The sequence below is a fragment of the Yersinia alsatica genome (assembly GCF_025133195.1).
GTDB lineage: Bacteria > Pseudomonadota > Gammaproteobacteria > Enterobacterales > Enterobacteriaceae > Yersinia > Yersinia alsatica.
Map to the genome: position 1 here is coordinate 639,256 of NZ_CP104006.1, position 21,684 is coordinate 660,939.

Here is a 21,684-nt window from a genome sequence, read left to right on the forward strand (position 1 = left end):
CTGTTCTGTAAGGGGTAGAGAGGTGTTGGCATTTCGTTACAATAATTTCTTTTTAAATTAGAGTGTTAACCTAGGGTGTGTCTGCTGCGACGACGTTGCAGCCATTCATAAATCAAATGCCGATGTAGGCTAATAGAGCGGCCAACCACCACCAGAATCAGTAATGCACCGGACAGTGCGCTGGATATCTGGTTTGGCGTGCCAATCATTTGCAGGCCTTGTTGCAAGTAACCCACCAGTAATACCGCCAGTGCTGTACCAAGGATGGAGCCAGAACCGCCATAGATATTGGCGCCACCCAAGACGACGGCAGTGATAGCCGGCATCAGGAATGATGCCCCTAAATCAGAGCGCGCAGAGCCGAAGTAAGAAACCAGTAAGACGGCGGCAATGGCAGAGGCCACGCCGGTCAGGGCATACAGGATGCATAGGGTGCGCGCGACGGGCAGAGCGCTGTAACGTGCCACGCGGCTGTTTTGCCCAATAAGGAAAACGTTACGGCCACTGTGGGTGCAGTGCATGAGCAGCCAGAACAGCAACACACAGACCATAAAGATAACCAGTGGTACTGGCAGGCCGAAGAGGGTTTGGTTGGCAAAATCGGTAAAGGCGGTTGGGAAGCCGCCAATTCCTTCATAGCCGGTAGCACCGGACATACCCGATAACAGCAGCGCGCTGCCGCCGAACAGATACATAGTACCGAGGGTAATCACCAACGGGTTGACGCCGGTATACAGAATCAGCCCGGCGTTAATCAAACCGCACAATGCGCCAACCAAAAATGTCAGTGGGATGGCGATACTCATCGGGACACCCGCCTGGAACATCACGCCCAAGAATATTGAGCACAATCCAATTGTGGAGCCAAATGAGATGTCGATGCCGCCACTGACAATCACCATCGTCAGTGGCAGGGCCACTATGCCGATACAGATAAAATCACTGGTACTAAACAGCAGCACATTGATATCCAACATGCGCGAATTCGATAAACCAAACAGCAGGATTTCCAGCACCAACAACGTCGCCAGAGCCAGTTCCCATCCGTAACGCCGGTATAAACTCATGGTGCCACCTCTTTTTTATACCCTTTGGGTAGAGTAGATTTCTTTTTCTTCTTATCAGCCCTGACTGGCCGGGTATTGAATCTGGCATATTTCTGTTGGCGGATATTACGTTCTACTGCGCAGCGCAGGCGGCCATCGAACACCAGCACCCCGAGCAATACCAAACCGGCGATAAAGTCATTCCACCAGGCCGGGAGGCGCAGCAGGACTAGCACACTGTCGATTTGTGTTAGTAGATAAGCCCCGAGGATCGCGCCAATAATTGTGCCGGTGCCGCCCAACAGACTGATCCCACCCAGTACACAGGCGGCGATGGCTTTCATCTCCAAGCCACTGCCGGTCTGATTTGGGATAAAACCAATTTGTGAAGCAAAGACGATCCCGGCCAGCGCCGCCATCACGCCATTCATTGAGAAAGCAAAAATACGAATGCTGTCGGTGCGGATCCCCAATTGGCGAGCGCCCTGCAAGTTATCGCCAGTGGCGTAGAAGCTGCGACCAAAGGCGGTTTTCCCCAGTAATAAGGCCATGGCGATAATCAGCAACATAATCAGCCAGCCAATCGGTGAGATAGAAAACAGAATGGGGGTTGATAAGCTTTTGAGAGTAGCTGGCAACCCTTCGATCCATTTACCGCCAGTGAGCAACAGCATCAGACCGCGATATAACCCCAACGTACCCAGGGTGGCGACAATCGCCGGGATCCTCAGCCAGGTCACCAAAATGCCATTAAAGAAGCCGGTCAGCATGCCAACCAGCAGCGCAAACAGGCAAGAGAGTGCCAAACCAAAACCAGCATTGAGTGCCATACCTACTGTTACCGCACACAAACCGGTAATGGAGCCGACCGACACATCAATATTGCGGGTTAGCATCACCATGGTGGCACCGATCGCCAGTAGGATCAGGATCTGCGCGCTGCTGAAGATCATGGTGAAAGTTTGTAAGTTGAAATAGTTACGGTCGATCACGCCGAGTAGGGCAAAGAGGGCGAGAATCGCCAATAGTGCGGTACCTTCGCGGTTATTTTGGATAAATTTCAACATGATGCGCCCTCATTTTCAGCGGACTGATGGGCGTCGGTATGATGTTCACCGAAAGCCAAATGCATAATGGTATCGACGTTCATGGCACTGCCATCCAGTGCGCCACTGATCTCTCCTTGGTGCATCACCAACACGCGATCCGCCATCTGCACCACTTCTTCTAGATCTGACGAGATAAAAATGATCGCGACATGCTGCTCGGCAATACTGCGGATCAATTGATAGATATCACTGCGGGCTGACACATCCACGCCACGAGTGGGTTCATCAATAATCAGTAAGAGCGGATTGGCCTCCAGACACTTGGCTATCAGCAGTTTTTGCTGGTTGCCCCCGGATAAGGTGCGCACCGGTTGCTCGAGGTGATTGAATTTGATGTTCAGCGCCCGACGATAACGTTCCAGAATGGCAGCTTCCTGTGCCGGATGAGTCCATAATCCTTGATTACGCTGAGTCAGTGAGCACACATTCCAGCTCAGTGGGGCATCCAGATAGAGGCCGGACGCCTGCCGGTCTTCTGGCAGATAAACCAGACCAGTTGCCAGACGATTGACGGTTTTCATCGCGGTGATGTCGATATCTTCCAGTAACACGCGGCCACCACTGGCGGGGCGTAAGCCATACAGGGTTTCGGCCAATTCAGTTCTGCCCGCACCGACGACGCCCGCTAACCCCAGAATTTCACCGGCGCGAACCTCAAAAGAGATATGAGCAAAACCTTCGCCACTCAGATCACTCACTTGTATCACCGGCTGATTTGACTGAGCGCGAGCTTGCGAACGGCGGTTGCCAGGCAGTTCTAACCATAACTTTTGGGTATCAGATAACTCGCTATTTTTAGCCTGTGGAGTAATAGCCTGAATAATAGTGTCGGTTGAGAAATCAGTGGTTGCCCCACTCAGGGCGATACCGCCATCGCGCATGACACTGACCCAATCGGCTAACTGACGAATCTCCGGCAGTTTGTGGGAGATAAAAACCACGCCGACACCTTGCTGCAATAACATTTTGATCTGACTGAATAAGCGATTGGTTTCTGCTGGTGTTAGCGAAGCCGTAGGTTCATCAAGAATTAAAATACGTGAGTCACGCATCAAGCCGCGCATGATCTCCACTAATTGTTGGTCAGCGACATCCAGTGAACCGGCGCTGGCCGATAAATCCAGATGACAGCCCAAGCTTTGCAGCAACTGCGCCATTTTCTTCTTATCAGCTTGGTGTTTCGGTAACCGGAACAGGATATTTTCCTGCACGGATAGGTTGGCAAATAGCATTGGCTCTTGCGGCACCAGATAAATACCTAACTGATGAGCTTTGGCTGGAGTGAGGTTAAGGCAGGGTTGCCCATTGATCTCAATGGTGCCGCTGTCTGGTGGTAGCACGCCTGCAATGATTTTCATCAATGTCGATTTACCTGCACCATTCCCCCCCAATAGGGCATGGACCTGACCCGGTTGCAGAGTAAAGTCGATACTTTTCAATACCACTACACCAGAAAACTGTTTGCTGATACCACGTACTTGGAGCAGCGGTGGCGGGGTGGTGATAGTCTGCGGCATCGTGGCTCCAAGTGAACAAAAATAATTTAAAATTAAAAGTGTTCAAAAAAGATAGCTGTATAATCCCATTTATGGCGTAATCAAGATCACATTTTCGTGAATAAAAAAATTTAAATTAAAATATGTTCAAATATGTTGTTTAAGCTGTTAGCGTAGTTATCAATTGATATTTAACATTCGTGGCTCTGGGATTGAGCTGATGAATGATGAGTAAAGCCAGAAGAGAAATGTCGGGAATGATGAAAGAAAAAGCGGTAATGAAAGAAAAACCCATGTCGTCCAATGATGAATACAAATATCCGGGTAATAGCATGAGTGAAGAGGAACTGCTCGCTCGCATTGCGTGGTTTTATTATCACGATGGCTTAACACAAGGGGATATTGGCGAACTGCTGGGGCTGACCAGGTTGAAGGTCTCCAGATTACTGGAGAAAGGCCGTCAGTCCGGGGTAATCCGGGTACAGATTAATTCGCGTTATGAAGGTTGTCTGGAACTGGAAAACCAACTGCAACAGCATTTTGGCCTCAAGCATATCCGCATTCTGCCTTCTCTGGCTGATCTCAGCATCAGTAGCCGGTTGGGTATTGGTGCCGCGCATTTATTGATGGCATTAATACAACCACAGCAACTGCTGGCGGTGGGATTTGGCGAAACCACCATGTGCGCACTGCAGCATTTGAGTGGTTTTATCGCCTCACAGCAAGTTCGCTTAGTGACACTGTCTGGCGGAGTTGGCTCTTATATGACCGGGATTGGCCAGCTAGATGCTGCTTGTCAGGTCAGTATTATTCCTGCGCCGTTGCGTGCATCCAGTGCCAAAGTGGCCGAAACATTCCGTCAGGAAAACAGTGTGCGCGATGTGATGTTGGCAGCACGAGCGGCGGATGTAGCCGTGGTTGGTATTGGCTCGGTGAATCAGCAAAAAGAAGCCACTATTTTGCGCTCCGGTTATATCGGTGAAGGTGAACAGCTGATGTTCAGCCGCAAAGGGGCGGTCGGCGATATCCTTGGCTACTTTATGCAGGCCGATGGCGCATTGGTGCCAGATATGCAAATCCACCAAGAATTGATCGGCATTTCACTGGCAGAACTGACCAATATCCCGACGGTTATTGGTGTGGCGGGTGGCATTGAGAAATCAGAGGCGATTGTTGCTGCGCTGCAAGGCAAGTATGTCAATGCTTTAGTCACTGATGAGCTAACTGCGCGTTCTATTATTAAACTGATTTAATTGGCTATTTTAGTTGCCAGCTTAGGCTTGTGTATTACTCACATAAATGACGCCAATAGTTTTTGCTTCTTAATACAAAAATTTATTCATGGCAGTAGAGGACTGGTTTATTCATAAATCCATATAAAACAGAGGGTAGCGCAATGAGTCAACTCTGTACGACCACCACATCGGGTGAATATCTGATGGCTCTGGATGCCGGCACTGGCAGTGTTCGGGCTGTAATATTTGATCTCAATGGTAATCAGATAGCAGCCGGGCAGGCTGAATGGCTACATCTTCCAGTACCTGATGTCCCGGGGTCGATGGAGTTTGATTTAACCACCAACTGGAAATTGACCTGCCAGTGCATTCGTCAGGCACTGCATCAGGCCAAACTGCCGGCTAGCGCTATCCGTGCAGTTGCGGCTTGCTCAATGCGCGAAGGGATTGTGCTCTATGACCGCAGCGGCAAGCCAATCTGGGCCTGCGCCAATGTGGATGCGCGTGCCAGCCGTGAAGTGAGTGAACTGAAAGAGCTGCATAATCATGGGTTTGAGCTTGAGGTCTATCAATGTTCCGGCCAGACACTGGCACTGAGTGCGATGCCACGGCTACTGTGGCTGGCGCATTATCGGCCAGATATTTATCGTCAGGCGGGGACGTTAACCATGATAAGCGACTGGCTGGCGAATATGCTCAGTGGCGAATTGGCGGTTGACCCTTCCAATGCGGGCACTACCGGAATGTTGGATTTAGTCACTCGTAACTGGCAGCCACACTTGCTGGAGATGGCCGGATTGCGCGCCGATATTTTATCGCCGGTTAAAGAGACCGGCACCTTACTCGGTCATGTCACGGCCCAAGCGGCACAAGAGTGTGGCTTGCTGGCAGGTACGCCAGTCGTGATGGGCGGTGGTGATGTGCAACTTGGCTGCCTGGGGCTTGGGGTGGTACAACCGGGACAAACAGCGGTATTGGGCGGTACTTTCTGGCAGCAGGTGGTCAACTTGCCTAAGCCAATCACCGATCCCAATATGAATACACGCATCAATCCCCATGTTATTCCCGGTATGGTGCAAGCAGAATCCATCAGCTTCTTTACCGGCCTGACGATGCGCTGGTTCCGTGATGCATTTTGTGCCGAAGAGAAATTGCTGGCACAGCGGCTGGGCATCGACACTTACAGTTTGTTAGAAGATATGGCGGCGCGCGTCCCCGCAGGGGCTTACGGGGTGATGCCTATTTTCTCCGATGTGATGCGTTTTAAATCTTGGTATCACGCCGCACCTTCATTTATCAACCTTTCACTCGACCCTGAAAAGTGCAACAAAGCGACTTTATTCCGCGCGTTGGAAGAGAACGCCGCCATAGTCTCGGCCTGTAATCTGGCTCAAATTGCCGAATTCTCTGGCGTCAAAGCTTCTTCCGTCGTCTTTGCGGGCGGAGGATCAAAAGGCAAATTGTGGAGCCAAATCTTGGCGGATGTCACCGGAATTCCAGTGCGTGTGCCGGTTGTCAAAGAGGCCACCGCGTTAGGTTGTGCCATTGCGGCAGGAGTTGGTGTCGGGCTTTATGAGGCGCTGGATAAAACCGGTGAGCGGCTAGTGCGCTGGGAGCGAGAATATACGCCAAATACTGAGCATAAAGCACTTTATCAAGCAGCCAAAACAAACTGGCAAGCGGTGTATACCGACCAGTTGACGCTGGTGGACAGTGGGTTGACGACGTCTTTATGGAAGGCTCCGGGCCTGTGAAATTGACGATTAAAATTAACTACCTTGTTTGCCAGCTTGAGCTTCGGGGCAGTGCTCATCACCGTCACATACTGATGTATGATCCGGTTCTTGCGCGCTGTCCGCACTCAATCTACCGGCACCGATAACGTCAATTGGTTTCGTGGGGTAAATCGACAACACAAATATGAAACGATGGGGAAGCGTGCCGTGGGGGGCGTAGCGGCATAAGCCGCCGAAGTGCCCCTAGGTGCGTTAAACTCATCGGCCACAGTTATGTAATGGCTAGCAATATAGCCAAAAATAAGTGATTGCTATGTTGCAAGTGCTTGGATAGCATTATTGCCCCCTTTTGTTGCCGATGATGCCACATCCGATGATGAATACATCAAATAAGACAGAATCACCAGCTGGGCAACTTAACCTGCCAAACATATTGCGGGAGAAGGACAGTGTTCAGCGCATTTTGGTCATTAAATTGCGCCATTTCGGCGATGTTCTCCTCACCACTCCTTTACTGAATACACTAAAAGCGAACTATCCGCAGGCCAAAATTGACGTTCTATTATATGGCGGCACGCAGGATATGCTGCGCGAGAACAACACCGTCAATCACGCCTTTATTGTGGACCGTGGCCTCAAACATGCAGGTTTAACAGCCCAAATCAGTGGCGAAAAAGCACTATTTAATGCATTGAAAGAGCACCATTATGATCTGATTCTTAATCTATCTGATCAATGGCGTGCGGCGGCCTATTGCCGCTTATTAAAGCCCGGTTTTAGCATTGGTTTCCACTACCCAAAACGCGACACTTGGCTATGGCACTACTGCCATTCTACTTTGGTGGATATTCCCAACGCGGCTGAACGGCACACCGTGCTGAATAATCTGGATATCCTCGAGCCGTTACAGCTGACTGAGATCAACACCGACGTCACTATGTCTTATAGTGCGCAGGATGTTGAGCGGGTAAAACAACTGTGCCAGCAATACGGCATGGGGGATTACCCTGTTCATCACTATATCGTGATTCAGCCTTCTGCCCGCTGGAAGTTTAAAACCTGGGCCAGTGAATCATTCAGCCAACTGATAAACCACCTCACTGAACAGGGCGAAACTGTGCTGCTGACAGGGGGCAAAGATCAAGCTGAGCTAGACTATATTGCTGAAATCATTGCCGGTTGTACGCAGACAGAAAAAGTTATCAATTTATCTGGCCAGTTGGCGCTGCCGGAACTGGCAGTATTGATCGATAACGCTAAGCTATTTGTTGGTGTAGATTCAGTTGCAATGCATATGGCCGCGGCCCTACAGACTCCGTCAGTGGTGCTATTTGGCCCGAGCAACCTTAATCAATGGCATCCCTGGCAGGCTCCGCACACCCTGTTATGGGCGGGTCACTACCGAACGTTGCCACACCCGAATGAGATAGACACTGACACCACCGATCGTTATTTGAATGCTATTCCGGTGAGTGATGTCATAGCGGCTGTTGATACTTGGCGCGCTCAAAGCCAGTAATATGCAATAGCGGTTGAGAGTGTGTAAAAATGGTTTTATATCAGTAACCTTATTGTCTTCTAACCCGCTCAAGCTGAGAGAATTATGATAACCCCATCGACTTCTTCGCCGGTCACTGCACCGGCTAACCGTCGTAGCGAAATGCTGAGCGGTATAACAGCATTGCTGCTAGGTATTTCTTTACCGTCATCCAGCTCCCTTATCAATATATCGCTGGTTTTAGTCCTAATCTGTCTGATTATTAATCGTAAATCATTACAGTTCAAACCTTTACTGACAAATCCGCTGATCTACCTACCTGCGGCCATGTTTGCGTTATTGGCATTGTCATTGCTGTTCCATCACAACAGTTATGGCCCGGATATGGTGGGTAAGGATAAGAAATTTCTTTATGTTTTGCCGCTGGCCCTTTTCTTTATTAACCAACCTCGGTTGATAAAACTATTTTGTATCGGGTTCTTAACAGCCAACGCCGTGGCATTGGTCGGCACGCTGGCCGTTGGGGTGTTACACATCCCGATTGGTCATGTGGATCCCACCAATCCAACCATTTTTAAACTGCAAATTACCCAAAACTTCTTTATGGCTTTGGCAGCTACGCTGTGGCTCGCGCTGGCGGTGAAAAGTCAGGGCTGGAAACGCTGGGGCTACGGCCTGCTTGTGGTGGCGGCCAGTTACAGTATTCTGTTCTTGGTCTTGGGACGAACCGGTTATGTCGCATTAGTGGTTGGATTAGGTGTGTGGCTGTTCTTCTCACTGAGCAATCGTCAACGTGGGCTATTGGTGGTGTTGGGCGCAATTGCATTCGCCGCATTACTGTTTATTCCCAATAAAGCAACGCAGCGTATCACTCAGGGTGTTGATGAGATAAAAGTCTGTATGGCTGCGTCAGCAGACAATGTAAACGATGCCTGTCGAACTTCCATGGGGCAACGTTCGGCATTTGCTATAGAGGCAGTGCGGTTAATTAAAGAGTCACCGATTCTTGGTCATGGTGCTGGTGGCTTCTATTACGAGAATCCAGAAATAAATTACAAAATTAATAATCCACATAACCAATATCTGCTGGAAACCATTCAATCAGGTGTGGTTGGGTTGATTATCTTCCTGGCGTGGATTGTTTGTTGTTATCGGGTTATCTGGCAACAAACACCGGCCTTGCGCAATATCCTGCTGGCGGTATTGACCAGTTATATGGCCTGTAACTTCTTCAACTCATTCTTGTTGGATTCATCTGAAGGCCATTTATTTATGACTTTCGTGGCTATTTTGGCAGGCTATTCAGTGACGGGCTCTCCGCCAGCTTTGGGCCAGCGGCAGAGAGAATAACCGCCGATTCTACAATATGACTGGCTATGTAACGGCTCCCAATGGGGGCCGTTTTTCGTTGTGTTGTTCTATTTGTCACTGCAGTGTTTTTAGCTGAATAAAGTGGGATGTTATCTCCCACTCGGCAATGGTATTGAATGCCCTAAAATTAAAACGATAGCTTTAATAAGAAGGCCAATATGTATATCTGAATGGAGAGTTATTTAATGGGATGTGAGTTTTTATACTAAATTCACCCGTTTTATTTACGTCGTTATCTATATAGGACTAATTCTAAGTTAGAATAACAGGACAATTCCTACGCTATTTCATCGTAATAGTCTTACCCTTCGCCAGACGTTTCGACAGAAAACATCAGTCTTTCTAATGCGACTATGAGGAATAATAGATATTTTCTTTATTTAAATTAATTTGTTGCGTTAGTTTTTTATGCTGCCGATGTTGATTTTAATGAAATAAAGAACTGATAATTAATTTGATTGCGGTGCGAGTAAGTGATGGTTTGCCTTAGGGCGAATGTAACGATGGTTCCTTAACTTTATGATAACAAATGTAAATGAATTCTAAATAAAAGCTAAGTAATGCTTGTTCTATTATCCGATTTATTGATTCTTCGGACAAAAGTGACTAAGCGAACAGGATATAAAGACAGCACCGCACTCCTTTTTATAAAAAATGAAACACAGTCTAAAACCATGCTAATCACCGGATGGTTACTGGCTATAAGGGGAGCAATATAAGGTGTTTGAGGTAAAGAAATAGATAGTTTTTATAAGATATGGACTATTTTTATTTGTAGTACTTATAAATTACAATGCATTGAATTTAAAGGATAAATTGTTTTGTTTTTTACTGGTGTAATCTTTAATACTAGACCATAGGATTATGGTGTGCAAGTGAGCATATGTTCTTATTCATTCCTGCTTTATTGAATGAGCTCACATACTGTAATTACCTTAAATGTCCTATTTAAGAAAAACAGATTTCTATGCTAACTGGGTGACTTTTAAGTAGTGAATTAAACTGGCAAATAGTTCGTTGAATATAGTAAATGATGATATCGATCACTATTACAAAATTCTGATGTATGTGATAATTTTTGCAACAATTTACACATTGTAAGATTTGGTCTACTTTCCCGACATTATGCAATAGTTTTAAAGGAAGCTATCATAACTATGTATTTATATTGATAAGTGGGTCCAGGTGAATCTGTTTGTAGGATAAGCAGAATCTACATTCAACTTAATTTATCCAATGTCATTGAGAACATCATGGCCAATTCATCTACGAATAAATTATCTTTACCGGCCCTAACGTCATTAGTGGTCGGTTCAATGATCGGGGCCGGTATATTTTCATTACCAGCAACTTTCGGGCGGGCAACAGGTGGCTTTGGTGCACTTATTGCCTGGTGTATTGCTGGGGGTGGGATGTTAATGCTGGCTTTTGTTTTCCAAACATTAGCTCAGCGCAAACCTAATCTTGATTCCGGTGTATTCATTTACGCAAAAGAAGGCTTCGGGGATTATCTTGGTTTCGCTTCTGCATTAGGTTTCTGGGCCGGTACTTGTATTGGTAACGTCTCTTACTTTGTGCTTATCAAATCAACACTAGGGGCATTCTTCCCAATATTTGGTGACGGTAATACCATTCCCGCGGTATTAGTGGCCTCCGTTATTTTATGGGGATTCCATATCCTGATATTGCGGGGCGTTAAAGAGGCGGCAGCGATTAATACTATTGCCACCTTCGCTAAAATCATTCCCATTTTTATTTTCGTCATTGTGCTGATTTTTGCCTTTAAAGGTGATGTATTTGCACTGAACTTCTGGGGTACGCCAGATGTCGTTAAAAGCGTCGATTTATCCCACTTGAATGATTATGGCTATGTCGGTCATGCGGCGGCAGTTATGGCCCCGGTGGTGGAGCCCGAGTCCTTATTCTCTCAAGTACGAAGCACGATGCTGGTCACCGTATTTGTGTTCTTAGGGATTGAAGGGGCGAGTGTTTATTCACGTTATGCCAAAGAACGTAGCCATGTTGGTATTGCGACTGTCCTCGGCTTTATTGGGGTTCTATGTCTGTTAGTGCTGATCACCATGCTGTCTTACGGTGTGCTGTTGCGCCCAGATCTGGCGGCATTACGCCAACCATCAATGGCCGGTGTCTTGGAAGCTATCGTCGGGCGTTGGGGCGCAATCTTCATCAGCATAGGTCTAATTATTTCGGTATTAGGGGCTTATTTATCTTGGTCACTGCTGGCAGCGGAAGTGCTGTTCTCGGCGGCTAAGAGTAAAAGCATGCCGAGAGTATTCGCCACTGAGAACAGCAATGCTGTGCCTTCAGCTGCGGTATGGCTGACCAATATCTTTATTCAAGTGTTCTTAATTCTGACACTGTTTACTGATTATGCTTTCCAATTGGCATTGGAATTAACCAGCTCGTTAACCTTGATCCCTTATTTGTTAGTTGGGGCTTACGGATTAAAACTGGCCTGGACCGGTGAGACTTACGAAACCAATGCACGTGGTCACCGTAAAGATCTTATTTTTGCCCTTATTGCGACTTTCTATTCCGCACTGATGATTTACGCGGGCGGTCTGAAATACTTGCTGCTGTCGGCCATTATCTATGGTCCCGGCACCATCTTGTACTTGATTGCCAAACGTGAACAGCATCAAAAAGCCTTTAATACCTACGAAAGAATACTGTTTATCGTGCTTATTGTGGCGGCGGTTATTGCGCTTTACAGCATCTTCACCGGAATTATCACCATATAATTTATTGGAGTTCTTATGTCAGATAAAGCTAAGAAAACTCACGCCAAAACTAAGTTTGGTGTTCACTCTGAAGTCGGGAAGTTGCATAAAGTGATGGTTTGCGCCCCCGGTCGCGCCCATAACCGCCTGACCCCAAGTAATTGCGATGAATTATTATTTGATGATGTTCTGTGGGTAGAAAGAGCAAAACGCGACCATTTTGATTTTATGACCAAAATGCGTGAGCGCGGTGTGGATGTGGTTGAAATGCATAATTTGCTGGCGGAAACACTGGATAATCCAGTGGCGAAAAAGTGGATTCTGGACCAGCAAATAGTGCCTAACGAAGTGTCATTAGGTATTTTGCACGAAACACGTAGTTATCTCGAAAGCCTGACATCACGCGTATTGGCTGAAGTACTGATCGGTGGGTTGTCTACCACTGAACTGCATAAAGACGGTAAATGTGACAAAGAAGAACTGAAGCTGATCCGCGAAGCGGTTGGCATCACGGAATATCTGTTGCCACCACTGCCGAATACCCTTTATACCCGCGATACCACTTGCTGGATTTATGGCGGTGTGACACTGAATCCACTGTATTGGCCAGCCCGTCATGAAGAGACCATCCTGACGACCGCCATCTATAAATTCCACCCAGATTTTGGCGATGCGAATGTGAAAGTGTGGTGGGGTGACCCAACACAGCACCACGGCACTGCGACACTGGAAGGCGGTGACGTCATGCCGATTGGCAATAAAACGGTGTTAATTGGCATGAGTGAGCGCACCTCTCATCAGGCCATTACTCAGTTGGCTCAATCACTGTTTAAAAATAGTGAAGGACAAGTTGAGCGCGTCATGATTGCCGCAATGCCAAAACTGCGTGCCGCAATGCACTTGGACACGGTATTTACTTTCTGCGACCGCGATGTCGTCACTCTCTACCCGGCGATTGTGAATCAAATCCAAACCTTCTCATTGCGTCCAGATAAAGGCCCAACCGGCATTAAATTAAGTCGCGATAAAGGTACTTTTGTTGAAGCCGTCGCTGGGGCGTTGAACCTGAAAAAACTGCGTGTGGTTGAGACCGAAGGCAATGATTACGATACGGAACGCCAGCAATGGGACAGCGGTAATAACATGGTCGCCCTGTCACCTGGTGTGGTAATGGCTTATGATCGCAATACCAAAACTAACACCCAGTTGCGTAAAGAAGGGGTGGAAGTAATTGAAATTGTTGGCAGTGAATTAGGCCGTGGGCGCGGGGGCGGTCACTGCATGACATGCCCGATTACCCGAGATGCCGTTGACTACTAATCCCCTCTGTACTTGAAGCCGCAGGGAGTTAGTTCGCTACCTGCCGCTCCAATGACTCTGAGGATAGATAGAGTTGCTCTTAAAAAAATAGCCGATAGTGAATAGCAAAGTAACGCTATTTTACTATCGGCTATCTGTGTCTATCCCCTAGGTAATGGGTGGCGAGGGATGGTTGAAACAGGACGTTAACTTATTTTATTAATACTGAAATGTGGTGTGCTGAGATGAAAAGGACTGTCGAGTGAAATACGTTTATGCGGTGTGCTTCGTGCTTATTGTGGTTCTGACCACACTGTTTGCGTTCCAAAATAGTGGTGCGGTGAACTTATCTCTACTTTTCACGCAAATAACACTACCCATTTCTGTACTAATTGTGCTGATCTATTTTTTAGGGATGTTTACAGGGGGATTATTAGTCACACTGATAAGAGCGCTGTTGCGCCGTATGTCACAGAAAACAGATAACAAAGTGTGAATAACTAATCTGCAATAATTTTTGAAAATCTGACTCAACGAGATCTTATAGTGAAGATAAAAACAGTAATCACTCTGCTATTAACGTTTCTTCTCGCTGCTTGCGACAGAACTCCCCCAGAAGTCGTGGAAAGTGTGCGTCCGGTAAAAATATTTACCGTCGAAGACGGTGGGCAAAATGGAACTCGTTATTTCCCGGCCCGGCTGCAAGCTGGCGATGAAACCCAGCTCTCCTTTAAACGCAGCGGGCAACTACAACAGTTGCTGGTTCGCGAAGGTGAGCAGGTCAAAAAAGGCCAGAGAATTGCCATGCTCAATGATACTGATCTGAATTTGCGGGTCAGGGATCGCCAGTCGAGCTTTAATCTGGCGCGGGATCAGTTTAACCGCTTCAATACATTGCAAGGGCAAAGAGCCGTTTCTCGTGCCGAGCTAGACGTGCGCCGCGCTGAGATGGAGTCTGCCCGTGCAGCGTTAGAAATTGCCCAAAAAGAACTCAGTGATGCCACCATTACCGCGCCTTTTGACGGCATTATTGCCAATGTTAATGTGCGTAACCATCAGGTTATGGCCCCAGGTCAGCCGGTGGCAACCTTGAGCGCATTGGATACGCTGGATGTGGTATTCAGTGTGCCAGAGCGTCTGTTTACAACTTTGGACATCAGCAATCGTAATTACAAGCCAACGGTATTACTTAACCATCTGCCGGGGCGTGAATTTATTGCGGAATATAAAGAACATACCACGTCAACAACCTCTGCTTCCCAGACCTTCCAGGTGACGTTGACCATGAAACGCCCACCGGATATGCCATTACTTTCAGGTATCAGTGGGCGGGTAAGAATCAATTCCGGCAATCTGTCTGGCACTGACCACCCGACCATCGTGGTGCCTGTGGAAGCGGTATTCAATCCTGACAGTACCCAGTTGAATGATGCACGGGTTTGGGTCATTAAAAATGATGATGGCCAGATGCATGTAGAAGAACGCAGCGTTCAGGTTGGTCAGCTCACCGCAAACGGCATTCAAATCACTTCCGGGTTGGCTGATGGCGAACAAATCGTCTCCGCAGGTACCGGCGAGCTTCGCCCAAATCAAGTCGTTCGGGCTTGGGTACGTGAGCGGGGTCTCTAATGAAGCTGACTGATAATTTCATCAATAATAATACCCGTATCTGGCTAACGATTCTGTTGCTGGGTATTGGTGGCATTATTGCCTATCTCAATATAGGCAGGCTGGAAGACCCGGCCTTTACCATCAAAACGGCGGTGGTTGTTACCCGCTATGATGGTGCTTCGGCGCAGCAAGTTGAGGAGGAAGTGACGTTACCCCTGGAAAATGCCATTCAGGAGCTCTCTTCTGTTGATGATGTCACTTCAATTTCCAGCGCCGGTTTATCGCAAATAACCATTAATATCCGCGCGCAGTATGGCGCGAATGAGTTACCGCAAATTTGGGATGAATTGCGGCGCAAGATAAATGACAACAGTGTGCGTCTGCCACCTGGAGCCAGTGCTCCGATGGTCAATGACGACTTTGGTGATGTGTACGGCTTCTTCTTCTCACTGACCGGTGATGGCTACAGTAATCAGGATTTACGTAATTTCGCCGAGCAACTGCGGCGTGAATTGGTTCTGGTGCCTGGGGTCGGTAAAGTGGGGATTGTCGGTATTCTGCCAGAAGAAGTTCAGGTAGAAATTTCCCGCGCTCAGATGACGGCAGCGGGTATTACGCCGCAACAGCTATCTGATTTGCTTAGCCGCCAGAATGTCGTGTCCGATGCCGGTCAGCTACAGGTGGGCAGTGAGTCGATTCGTTTGCATCCCACCGGCGAATTCCAAAGCGTACAAGAGCTGGGGAACTTACTGGTTAGCCAGCCCGGTAGCCCAAAAAGTGTCTATCTTCGTGATATCGCGACGGTGACACAAGGTTTTGGTCATTCTCCCACCAATATTTATCGCGCTAATGGTAAGCCTGCACTGGCTCTGGGCATCTCCTTCGCCCCGAACGTCAACGTTGTTAATGTGGGTAATGCCATAAAAGCCCGGCTGGCACAGCTGGACGGTGAGCGCCCGTCAGGCATGCATATCAATGTGTTCTATGACCAGTCCCATGAAGTTGAAGGGGCGGTAAATGGCTTTATTCTTAACTTCCTGCTGGCATTGCTCATTGTTGTTGTCACCCTGCTGATTTTTATGGGGGTACGCAGCGGTGTGGTGATTGCCATCTCGCTGGCACTTAACGTCCTCGGCACCTTGCTGATTATGTGGCTATTTAATATCGAGCTACAGCGAGTGTCATTAGGGGCATTAATTATTGCGCTCAGTATGTTGGTGGATAACGCCATTGTGGTGGTGGAAGGGATAGTTGTGGGCCGCCAGCGCGGCGAAAGCATCTTTACTGCTATCAGCAATGTGGTGAAGCGCTCAATGATGCCACTATTGGGTGCCACTGTTATTGCCATTCTGGCCTTTGCACCTATCGGTCTGTCCAATGATGCTACTGGCGAATACTGTAAATCATTATTCCAGGTGTTATTGATCTCGCTGATGCTGAGTTGGTTTACAGCATTGACGCTAACGCCCGTCTTTGCCAAGTGGGCATTCCAGAGCCAGAAACCCGCGCAGGAAGAGGCTGATAAGCCCGTCAAACAACCTTATGATGGTTGGCTGTTCCGCTATTATCGTGTGATTCTGAATAAGTTACTGCAACACCGCACTGTTACTTTGGTGCTGTTGGCGGCGTTGTTGGCGGCATCGGTAGTTGGGTTTGGCAATGTGCGCCAAAGCTTCTTCCCGCCATCCAACACGCCAATCTTCTTTGTTGATATCTGGCTGCCCTATGGTACGGACATTGGCTATACCGAAGAGGTGGCGAACAAAGTTGAGCAGTATATCAAGCAGCAAAAAGGGGTGGCTGACACCATGGCGACGATTGGTCAGGGCGCGATGCGCTTTATGCTGACCTACAATGCCCAGCGTCACTATCCTAACTATGCGCAGGTTATGGTTCGTACCGATCAACTCGACCAAATACCGGGTTTGATTGATGAAATTGAATCCTATATGCATGACGAATACCCACAAGTTGATGCGCAGATAAAACGCATCATGTTTGGGCCGTCAAACAACAGTTCCATTGAGGCCCGCTTTGTTGGCCCAGACCCAGAGGTTCTGCGCTCACTGGCTGCGCAAGCGGAGAAAGCGATCATTGCAGATCCCATGGCTGATGGTGCAAGGCATGACTGGCAGGATCGTAGCAAAATGATCCGGCCACAATTCTCCGACTATCTGGGCCGCGAGCTGGGGGTAGATAAACGCGAGGTTGATGGCACGTTGCGCATGAGCTTTGGTGGCTTGCCGGTGGGGCTATACCGTGATGGTACCCGCTTGATACCGATTGTGCTGCGAACGCCTGATTCCGAGCGACTCAATGCTGAACGACTCAATGATGTGATGGTGTGGAGCCAGGCTCGTCAGGCATTTATCCCAATTGATAACGTCGTCACCAGCTTTGAAACCGAGTGGGAAGATCCGTTGATTATGCGCCTGGATCGCAAGCGCACATTGACAGTACAAACTGATCCGACCCAACAGGGCGGAGAGACGTCGGCGGAGCTATTGCAGCGCATCAGACCGGGGGTCGAGGCGGTTAAGTTGCCGCGTGGCTATGAACTTGAATGGGGCGGCGACTACGAAAGTACCAAGGAAGCTCAACGTGGGATCTTCATCAGTTTACCTATCGCATTCTTGATTATGTTTGTGGTGACGGTATTGATGTTCAGCTCCGTGCGTAATGCGCTGGCGATCTGGCTGACAGTCCCCTTGGCATTGATTGGTGTGACCGTGGGCTTCTTGCTTACCGGTATTCCATTCGGTTTTATGGCCTTGTTGGGGCTATTAAGTTTGAGTGGGATGTTGATTCGTAACGGTATTGTATTGGTAGAAGAGATCGGCTTGCAGCGGCAGGAAAAACCGCTGCGCGAGGCGATTATTGATGCATCTACCGCACGTCTGCGGCCAATCATGCTGACAGCATTTACCACTGTACTGGGGCTGGCACCGCTGCTGAGTGATGCCTTCTTCCAGAGTATGGCGGTGGTTATTATGTTCGGCCTGGGCTTTGCAACCGTGCTGACATTGCTGGTGTTGCCAGTGATTTACAGCAGTATGAACCCAGAACCTAAAGAAAAAGTACATGATGAGCCGGTGAGTGAATAACTCGCTCATCGTATCACTCAGTTTGCCGTGATCTCAGCAGCCCCAATTCTCGGGGCTGCTTTTTTATTTGTGCTGCCGACAACGCCGTATGAAATAAAGCACTTTGCGAAAACTTAAAACAGTAAAACCATTCTGTGCGTCACTTCTCTTCCTGCCCCTGAGAGTCAGTCTTATCGTTCCAATATGAAACTTCATTCCGTCATTTATGTTTCATTATGGAACGTTTTCGCTACCCATTTTCAGCTTGTTTTTTGCGCTTATAGTGGTTCCAGTTTCATCAAATTGACCCTAAAAATTATTCATTAGCACGTTATCTCTTACGCTACAGGAGCAAGGTATGCTGAAAGTCATTCAATCTCCGTCTAAATATATTCAAGGTGCCAATGCACTACAGTCCATTGGCGAATTTTCTAAGTTACTGGCTAATAACTATTTTATCATCGCTGATGATTTTGTGATGAAGTTAACGGCTGATACCGTAGGCTCAAGTCTGCAAGCCAGTGGGCTGGAAAGTCATTTCAGCCGCTTCAACGGTGAATGTTCTCGTCAGGAGATCGAGCGCCTGACCGTGGAGCTGAAAAAACACCATTGTAATGGGGTGGTGGGTATTGGTGGCGGCAAAACCCTCGATACAGCCAAAGCAATTGCTCACTATCAGCACATCCCCGTGGTGGTGGTTCCGACGATTGCCTCGACTGATGCGCCAACCAGCGCACTGTCAGTGATTTATACCGAACAGGGCGAATTTGCCGAATATCTGATTTACCCGAAAAACCCAGATATCGTGCTGATGGATACTGCCATTATTGCTAAAGCACCGGTGCGTTTACTGATTGCCGGTATGGGTGATGCGCTCTCGACTTATTTTGAAGCACAGGCCTGTTTTGATGCTAAAGCCATCAGCATGGCGGGTGGCGCATCAACTTTGGCGGCGGTCACTTTGGCGCGTTTATGCTACGAAACCTTGCTGGCAGAGGGTTATAAAGCCAAGCTGGCAGTAGAAGCCGGTGTGGTCACCGAAGCAGTTGAACGCATCATTGAAGCCAATACTTATCTAAGTGGTATTGGTTTTGAAAGTAGTGGTTTGGCGGCGGCTCATGCCATCCACAACGGCTTTACAGTTTTGGAAGAGTGCCATCACTTGTACCACGGTGAGAAGGTGGCCTTCGGCACCTTGACACAATTAGTTCTACAAAACAGCAGCATGGAAGAGATTGAAACGGTGCTCTCATTCTGCCAGCAATTAGGTTTACCAATTACATTGGCAGAAATGGGTGTCTCGCAGGATATCGAACGTAAAATTCGCGCGGTAGCCGAGGCCAGTTGCGCGGAAGGTGAAACCATCCACAACATGCCATTCACCGTCACACCAGACAGTGTTTATGCTGCAATTATTGTGGCTGACAGTTTAGGGCGGGCTTTCCTTAACTAATCTCGATAACAGACAAGCTGAGTGATAGATAAACTAACTGACTGAGCTTGCCGGTGCCCCTCATCATCGGCAGCTCTATTTTTCCGGCATTCCCGTTCGCGGAGCATAAAATGAAAAAATTAATTAACAGCGTTGAGAGTGTATTACAGGAACAAATTCAGGGGCTAGTTGAGGCCCATCCTGAGCTGGTATTGCATCAGGAACCGCTTTTTATCACTCGGATAGATGCTCCAGTGCAAGGCAAAGTGGCATTAATGTCTGGTGGCGGCAGTGGTCACGAGCCAATGCATTGCGGCTTTATCGGAGCAGGTATGCTGGACGGTGCTTGTCCCGGCGAGATTTTTACGTCACCAACCCCAGATCAAATGTATGAATGCGGCCAAGCCATTGATGGCGGGCAAGGGGTGCTGATGCTAATTAAGAATTACACCGGTGACATTCTTAATTTTGAAACGGCCGCAGAATTGCTGCATGCCGATGGCACGGCTGTTGCAACCTTAGTCATTGACGATGATGTTGCCGTCAAAGATAGCCTATATACCGCCGGGCGGCGTGGGGTGGCGAATACCGTCATTATCGAAAAATTGCTGGGTGCCGCTGCGGCTCGGGGTGATTCACTGGATGAATGCGTCGCATTGGGCCAAAAAATTAATAATCAGGGGCATTCTATCGGCATCGCGTTGGGCGCTTGTACTGTGCCTGCGGCGGGCAAACCGTCATTTGTGCTGGCGGAAAATGAGATGGAGTTTGGCGTGGGGATTCATGGTGAACCGGGCATCGAACGCCGTCCATTTACCTCGTTGAATGACACTGTCGATGCGATGTTCCAGACTCTGATTGAGCACGGTAGCTATCAGCGCACTTTACGCCATTGGGACCGACAAGCAGGAGATTGGCGCGAAACGCGCCAAGCTAAGCAACCACTGGCAAAAGGTGATCGAGTGATTGTGCTGGTCAATAATTTGGGGGCGACGCCTCTGTCGGAGCTTTATGGTGTTTGGCACCGCCTGGCAGTCTGCTGCGCCGAGTTTGGTTTAACCATTGAACGCAAATTAATTGGCTCCTATTGCACCTCGCTGGATATGCAAGGCATGTCTATTACGATGCTAAAAGTGGATGATGAGCTGTTGTCGCTGTGGGATGCGCCAGTCAATACTCCGGCATTACGCTGGGGTTGCTAATACGCTGAATTTTTCAAATTACAGGTGTATTGGCGGCTGTTGCTGACCCGACTCACTGATTTTTGTCAGTTTATTGCGGTAGGCTGATTTACCGTCTTCCTGTCGTTTGAAATCTATTGGGTATGAATGAATTGGCTGTAACACAATAGATTACTTATAAAAAATAATGTGCCTGGAGAAAACCATGGGACTTACCAAACAACAAATTGTCAGTTGGTTACAACTCTGCGCTGAGGTTTTCAGCGAACAACGCGATTTTCTAACGCAGTTGGATACCGAAATCGGCGATGGCGACCACGGCCTGAATATGAATCGCGGTTTTAATAAAGTGGTCGAGAAATTACCTTCATTTGCGGATAAAGACATCGGCTTCATCCTGAAAAATACCGGCATGACCCTGCTTTCAAGTGTTGGGGGGGCCAGCGGTCCTTTATTCGGCACATTCTTTATTCGTGCGGCGCAGAGCACCAATGCTAAGCAGAGCCTGGATTTACCCGCAGTTTGTCAGATGTTTAAAGATGGTGTTGAGGGCGTGGTGATGCGCGGCAAAGCGGAACCGGGCGATAAAACCATGTGTGATGTGTGGTGGGCGGTTGTCGCGCAGCTTGAACAAGCTAATCAACAGGGCGTTGCGCTGGTGGATGCTTTACAGCAAACCGTCGAACGCGCCCAACAGGCACTGGCTGCGACTATCACTATGCAAGCCCGCAAAGGCCGCGCCAGTTATCTTGGCGAGCGCAGCATTGGCCATCAAGACCCAGGAGCGACATCCGCGATGTTGATGATGCAAGCTCTATGGCAGGTTGCCAGCCGCTAATACGGCTG

15 protein-coding genes are annotated in these 21,684 nt (G+C 48.3%); 12 read left to right on the top strand and 3 right to left on the bottom strand.

Features of this window, described 5'->3' with window-relative positions; translation table 11 throughout:
- Positions 1–65 precede the first annotated feature (65 nt).
- The 3 genes from lsrD to lsrA are packed head-to-tail and all read right to left on the bottom strand — an operon-like array spanning position 66 to position 3,672.
- Positions 66–1,067 (bottom strand): autoinducer 2 ABC transporter permease LsrD, encoded by a 1,002-nt coding sequence (gene lsrD / locus N0H69_RS02870; protein WP_050150408.1) that lies wholly within the window; start codon positions 1,065–1,067, stop codon positions 66–68.
- On the bottom strand, positions 1,064–2,113 hold the full coding sequence (gene lsrC, locus N0H69_RS02875; protein ID WP_050109560.1) for an autoinducer 2 ABC transporter permease LsrC: 1,050 nt from the start codon (positions 2,111–2,113) through the stop codon (positions 1,064–1,066). Before lsrC ends, lsrD begins: the two co-directional genes overlap by 4 nt.
- On the bottom strand, positions 2,107–3,672 hold the full coding sequence (lsrA, locus tag N0H69_RS02880) for an autoinducer 2 ABC transporter ATP-binding protein LsrA (protein WP_050109559.1): 1,566 nt from the start codon (positions 3,670–3,672) through the stop codon (positions 2,107–2,109). Before lsrA ends, lsrC begins: the two co-directional genes overlap by 7 nt.
- Positions 3,673–3,908: 236 nt before the next feature.
- Between lsrA and lsrR the strand changes: the two genes are divergently transcribed.
- From lsrR to dhaL, 12 genes are all read left to right on the top strand, one after another.
- Complete coding sequence (lsrR, locus tag N0H69_RS02885; RefSeq protein WP_172665406.1) at positions 3,909–4,904, top strand: transcriptional regulator LsrR; 996 nt, start codon at positions 3,909–3,911, stop codon at positions 4,902–4,904.
- 143 nt (positions 4,905–5,047) lie between these two features.
- The gene (gene lsrK, locus N0H69_RS02890) at positions 5,048–6,640 is read left to right on the top strand and encodes an autoinducer-2 kinase (protein ID WP_050133311.1); all 1,593 of its coding nucleotides are present in this window, start codon (positions 5,048–5,050) and stop codon (positions 6,638–6,640) included.
- A gap of 355 nt (positions 6,641–6,995) precedes the next feature.
- Positions 6,996–8,141 carry a putative lipopolysaccharide heptosyltransferase III gene (gene rfaQ, locus N0H69_RS02895; protein ID WP_050150490.1) on the top strand — a complete coding sequence of 382 codons (1,146 nt, stop codon included), beginning with the start codon at positions 6,996–6,998 and terminating at the stop codon, positions 8,139–8,141.
- 84 nt (positions 8,142–8,225) lie between these two features.
- Positions 8,226–9,470, top strand: a complete 1,245-nt coding sequence (gene waaL-ps, locus N0H69_RS02900) for an O-antigen polysaccharide ligase WaaL-ps (RefSeq protein WP_050109557.1) — start codon at positions 8,226–8,228, stop codon at positions 9,468–9,470.
- Between the two features lie 1,274 nt (positions 9,471–10,744).
- A complete protein-coding gene (locus tag N0H69_RS02905; protein ID WP_050150406.1) occupies positions 10,745–12,253 on the top strand; it encodes an amino acid permease in 1,509 nt (502 codons plus the stop codon).
- A 15-nt stretch (positions 12,254–12,268) separates the two neighbouring features.
- Positions 12,269–13,552, top strand: a complete 1,284-nt coding sequence (gene arcA / locus N0H69_RS02910; protein WP_050109555.1) for an arginine deiminase — start codon at positions 12,269–12,271, stop codon at positions 13,550–13,552.
- 241 nt (positions 13,553–13,793) lie between these two features.
- A complete protein-coding gene (locus tag N0H69_RS02915; RefSeq protein ID WP_050109554.1) occupies positions 13,794–14,027 on the top strand; it encodes a lipopolysaccharide assembly protein LapA domain-containing protein in 234 nt (77 codons plus the stop codon).
- A gap of 50 nt (positions 14,028–14,077) precedes the next feature.
- The gene (locus tag N0H69_RS02920; RefSeq protein WP_050109553.1) at positions 14,078–15,160 is read left to right on the top strand and encodes an efflux RND transporter periplasmic adaptor subunit; all 1,083 of its coding nucleotides are present in this window, start codon (positions 14,078–14,080) and stop codon (positions 15,158–15,160) included.
- The gene (locus N0H69_RS02925) at positions 15,160–18,246 is read left to right on the top strand and encodes an efflux RND transporter permease subunit (protein ID WP_050150404.1); all 3,087 of its coding nucleotides are present in this window, start codon (positions 15,160–15,162) and stop codon (positions 18,244–18,246) included. The genes N0H69_RS02920 and N0H69_RS02925 overlap by 1 nt, the downstream gene beginning before the upstream one ends.
- 337 nt (positions 18,247–18,583) lie before the next feature.
- Positions 18,584–19,678 (top strand): glycerol dehydrogenase, encoded by a 1,095-nt coding sequence (locus N0H69_RS02930; RefSeq protein ID WP_050145537.1) that lies wholly within the window; start codon positions 18,584–18,586, stop codon positions 19,676–19,678.
- A gap of 110 nt (positions 19,679–19,788) precedes the next feature.
- The gene (dhaK, locus tag N0H69_RS02935; RefSeq protein ID WP_050150402.1) at positions 19,789–20,859 is read left to right on the top strand and encodes a dihydroxyacetone kinase subunit DhaK; all 1,071 of its coding nucleotides are present in this window, start codon (positions 19,789–19,791) and stop codon (positions 20,857–20,859) included.
- Between the two features lie 184 nt (positions 20,860–21,043).
- Complete coding sequence (dhaL, locus tag N0H69_RS02940; RefSeq protein WP_050109549.1) at positions 21,044–21,676, top strand: dihydroxyacetone kinase subunit DhaL; 633 nt, start codon at positions 21,044–21,046, stop codon at positions 21,674–21,676.
- Positions 21,677–21,684 lie beyond the last annotated feature (8 nt).

Excerpts from the sequence above, each read along its gene's own strand:
- lsrD (WP_050150408.1), bottom strand. The coding sequence starts at position 1,067 with ATGAGTTTATACCGGCGTTACGGATGGGAACTGGCTCTGGCGACGTTG.
- lsrC (WP_050109560.1), bottom strand. The coding sequence starts at position 2,113 with ATGTTGAAATTTATCCAAAATAACCGCGAAGGTACCGCACTATTGGCG.
- lsrA (WP_050109559.1), bottom strand. The coding sequence starts at position 3,672 with ATGCCGCAGACTATCACCACCCCGCCACCGCTGCTCCAAGTACGTGGT.
- lsrR (WP_172665406.1), top strand. The coding sequence starts at position 3,909 with ATGATGAAAGAAAAAGCGGTAATGAAAGAAAAACCCATGTCGTCCAAT.
- lsrK (WP_050133311.1), top strand. The coding sequence starts at position 5,048 with ATGAGTCAACTCTGTACGACCACCACATCGGGTGAATATCTGATGGCT.
- rfaQ (WP_050150490.1), top strand. The coding sequence starts at position 6,996 with ATGATGAATACATCAAATAAGACAGAATCACCAGCTGGGCAACTTAAC.
- waaL-ps (WP_050109557.1), top strand. The coding sequence starts at position 8,226 with ATGATAACCCCATCGACTTCTTCGCCGGTCACTGCACCGGCTAACCGT.
- N0H69_RS02905 (WP_050150406.1), top strand. The coding sequence starts at position 10,745 with ATGGCCAATTCATCTACGAATAAATTATCTTTACCGGCCCTAACGTCA.
- arcA (WP_050109555.1), top strand. The coding sequence starts at position 12,269 with ATGTCAGATAAAGCTAAGAAAACTCACGCCAAAACTAAGTTTGGTGTT.
- N0H69_RS02925 (WP_050150404.1), top strand. The coding sequence starts at position 15,160 with ATGAAGCTGACTGATAATTTCATCAATAATAATACCCGTATCTGGCTA.
- N0H69_RS02930 (WP_050145537.1), top strand. The coding sequence starts at position 18,584 with ATGCTGAAAGTCATTCAATCTCCGTCTAAATATATTCAAGGTGCCAAT.
- dhaK (WP_050150402.1), top strand. The coding sequence starts at position 19,789 with ATGAAAAAATTAATTAACAGCGTTGAGAGTGTATTACAGGAACAAATT.
- dhaL (WP_050109549.1), top strand. The coding sequence starts at position 21,044 with ATGGGACTTACCAAACAACAAATTGTCAGTTGGTTACAACTCTGCGCT.